The sequence below is a fragment of the Nostoc cf. edaphicum LEGE 07299 genome, from assembly GCF_015207245.1.
Lineage (GTDB): Bacteria > Cyanobacteriota > Cyanobacteriia > Cyanobacteriales > Nostocaceae > Nostoc > Nostoc edaphicum_B.
In genome coordinates, this window is record NZ_JADEXF010000793.1 from 1 (window position 1) to 3,119 (window position 3,119).

2 protein-coding genes are annotated in these 3,119 nt (G+C 48.0%); both read left to right on the forward strand.

The window, feature by feature from the left end:
* Positions 1 to 2,298 (forward strand): BamA/TamA family outer membrane protein (locus IQ229_RS20755; protein ID WP_194046959.1); only part of this gene is annotated, 2,298 nt, incomplete at its 5' end.
* A gap of 232 nt (positions 2,299 to 2,530) precedes the next feature.
* Positions 2,531 to 3,119: UDP-3-O-acyl-N-acetylglucosamine deacetylase (gene lpxC, locus IQ229_RS20760; protein ID WP_194046961.1), on the forward strand; the 589-nt coding region annotated here is incomplete at its 3' end.

Consider the following 3,119-nt stretch of genomic DNA (forward strand, 5'->3'; position numbering starts at 1 on the left):
CGACCTAAATCCACAGGAGTTATAGAGGCGGAGCTTCCCCAATCCCGCGTCGTTGCAATTTACCCTGCCAACCCAGCAGCGATCGCGACCCCAGAGGTAATTGTGCCAACCTCCACAACGCCAACAACTGCACAAACCCCTGAAATAAATCCCAGCCCTACTCAACAGCCGTCTCCGGCTCCAGACATTCCACCGCCAGAAATTCAAGAACCAACGTTTTCCCCAACTCCTGAGACCACTCCAGTCCCAGAAAATGTTAATCCACCGACAACGGAACCTTTATTACCCACAACTCCAGATCCATCAGCTACTCCAGATATCCCCCCCCCAGCAAGTCAACAAAGAACACCTGCGCCATTCCCAGGTACTACTCCCAGTCCGCAGAATGTTAACCCACCGACAACTCCGGGTAATACTCAACCCAACACAGCCCCAGAAGCTAACGATCCCCGCGTACTGGTATCGGAAGTAGTAGTTAGATCCCAAGCTGGCCAACTATCACCAGAACTGGAAAGCCAAGTTTACAGAGTAATTCGTACCCAACCAGGGCAAACAACAACCCGCAGCCAACTGCAAGAAGATATTAACGCCATCTTTGGTACTGGCTTCTTCTCCAACGTCCAAGCAGCGCCAGAAGATACCCCCTTGGGAGTGCGGGTGAGCTTTGTTGTCCAGCCTAACCCCATTCTCAGTAAAGTAGAAGTGCAAGCCAATCCTGGCACTGGTGTTGCTTCTGTACTCCCAGCTAATACTGTGAATGAAGTCTTTAAGGAGCAGTATGGCAAAATCCTCAACTTGCGTGACTTGCAAGAAGGCATCAAGCAGTTAAACAAGCGGTATCAAGACCAAGGTTACGTACTAGCCAACGTGATTGGAGCACCACAAGTCTCTGAAAGCGGAGTTGTTACCTTACAAGTAGCAGAAGGGGTAGTAGAGAATATTAGAGTCCGGTTCCGCAACAAAGATGGTCAGGAAACAGACGAGAAAGGACAACCAATTCGCGGACGGACACAGGAGTACATCATTACCCGAGAAGTGGAGTTGAAGCCAGGACAAGTATTCAATCGCAACACAGTACAAAAAGACCTACAGCGCGTGTATGGACTGGGACTGTTTGAAGATGTGAATGTGTCCCTTGACCCTGGTACCGATCCCAGCAAGGTGGATGTAGTAGTGAATGTAGCTGAACGCAGCAGCGGTTCTATTGCGGCTGGGGCAGGGATTAGTTCTGCTAGCGGACTTTTTGGAACAGTTAGCTATCAACAGCAAAACCTGAACGGTAGGAACCAAAAACTGGGGACAGAAATACAAGTAGGAGAACGAGAACTGCTGTTTGACTTGCGGTTTACCGACCCCTGGATCGCAGGAGATCCTTACCGGACTTCCTACACAACCAATATTTTCCGTCGCAGTTCTATTTCGTTGATTTTTGATGGTAAAGATGAAGACATTAGGACGTTTAATCCAGGTAATACCACGGATGTAGATTCTCAGGATCGCCCCCGCATTCTCCGTCTAGGTGGTGGTGTCACCTTTACCCGTCCCCTGTCTGCCAATCCTTATAAAACTTCTGTCTGGACTGCCTCAGCAGGTTTGCAGTATCAACGAGTTTCCGCCCGTGATGCTGATGGTAATCTGAGAAAAACAGGAGCGGTATTTGATGATGATACTGGAAACCGCCTGAGTGATGAAATTCCACTGACCCTCTCTAGCAGCGGTCAAGACGATTTATTACTGTTGCAAGTGGGGGCACAGCGCGATCTCCGTAATAACCCCCTGCAACCCACTAGTGGTTCTTATCTCCGCTTTGGAGTCGATCAGTCAGTCCCTGTGGGGCTAGGCAACATCTTCCTCACCAGATTGCGGGGTAGCTACAGCCAATATTTACCCATTAAGCTGATTAGCCTCAGCAAAGGGGCACAAACCTTAGCATTTAACTTGCAAGCAGGAACTATCCTCGGTGACTTGCCTCCTTACGAAGCTTTTACCCTTGGGGGTAGCAACTCCGTTCGGGGTTATGAAGAAGGAGCATTAGGTAGTGGACGCTCTTATGTGCAAGCATCAGTTGAGTATCGGTTTCCAGTTTTTTCAGTAGTTAGCGGCGCACTATTTTTTGATCTCGGCAGTGATCTGGGAACTAGTACTAGGGCTGCTGAAGTGTTGAACAAAAATGGCAGTGGCTATGGTTATGGTCTTGGCGTTCGCGTCCAGTCTCCACTGGGGCCGATTCGGATTGATTACGGTATCAACGATGATGGTGATAGCCGGATTAATTTCGGTATTGGCGAAAGATTTTAATTAGTCGTTTGTCATTAGTCATTGGTCATTGGTCATTAGTGAATCACGAAGGACAACTGACAAAGGACAAAGGACAAATGACAATTAACTTTTCTGGATTAGCTTGCTAATTTTTACATTTACCTCAATACTGTTCCGATAAAGGGATTAATGACATTTTTCAGGGGATATCAGGGATTTTACCAAAACAGATGATGAACAATACTAAAGGAAATATATTGACTTTTCGGCTATGCGACAGCACACTCTAGCAGCCCAAATCACCCAAATAGGGGTGGGACTGCATAGCGGTGTGAATACCCAGGTGCGGATATTACCAGCCGAGGCGGGAAGTGGACGCTACTTTGTGCGGGTGGATTTACCGGATTTGCCGATCGTCCCAGCCCAAGTTGCAGCAGTTAATCACACTGTTCTCTCAACTCAGTTGGGTAAGGGTGAGGTATATGTTCGCACGGTAGAGCATTTGTTGGCAGCACTTTCGAGTCTGGGCGTGGATAATGCTCGGATTGAAATTGATGGGACAGAAGTTCCACTTTTAGATGGTTCAGCAAGTGTGTGGACAGCCAATATTGCCCAAGTTGGCTTAGTCTCACAACCCGTTAACAACCAAGTTCCCTTAGCTATTACAGAACCAATATGGGTCTATCAAGGGGATGCCTTTGTATGTGCCCTCCCAGCACCAGAAACCCGCTTTAGTTACGGTATTGATTTTGACCTGCCTGCTATTGGTAATCAATGGCATAGTTGGTCGCTAACCGCTGAACTAGAAAACGCTTCTGCTAGCTTTGCTACGGAAATTGCTCCTGCACGTACTTTTGGGT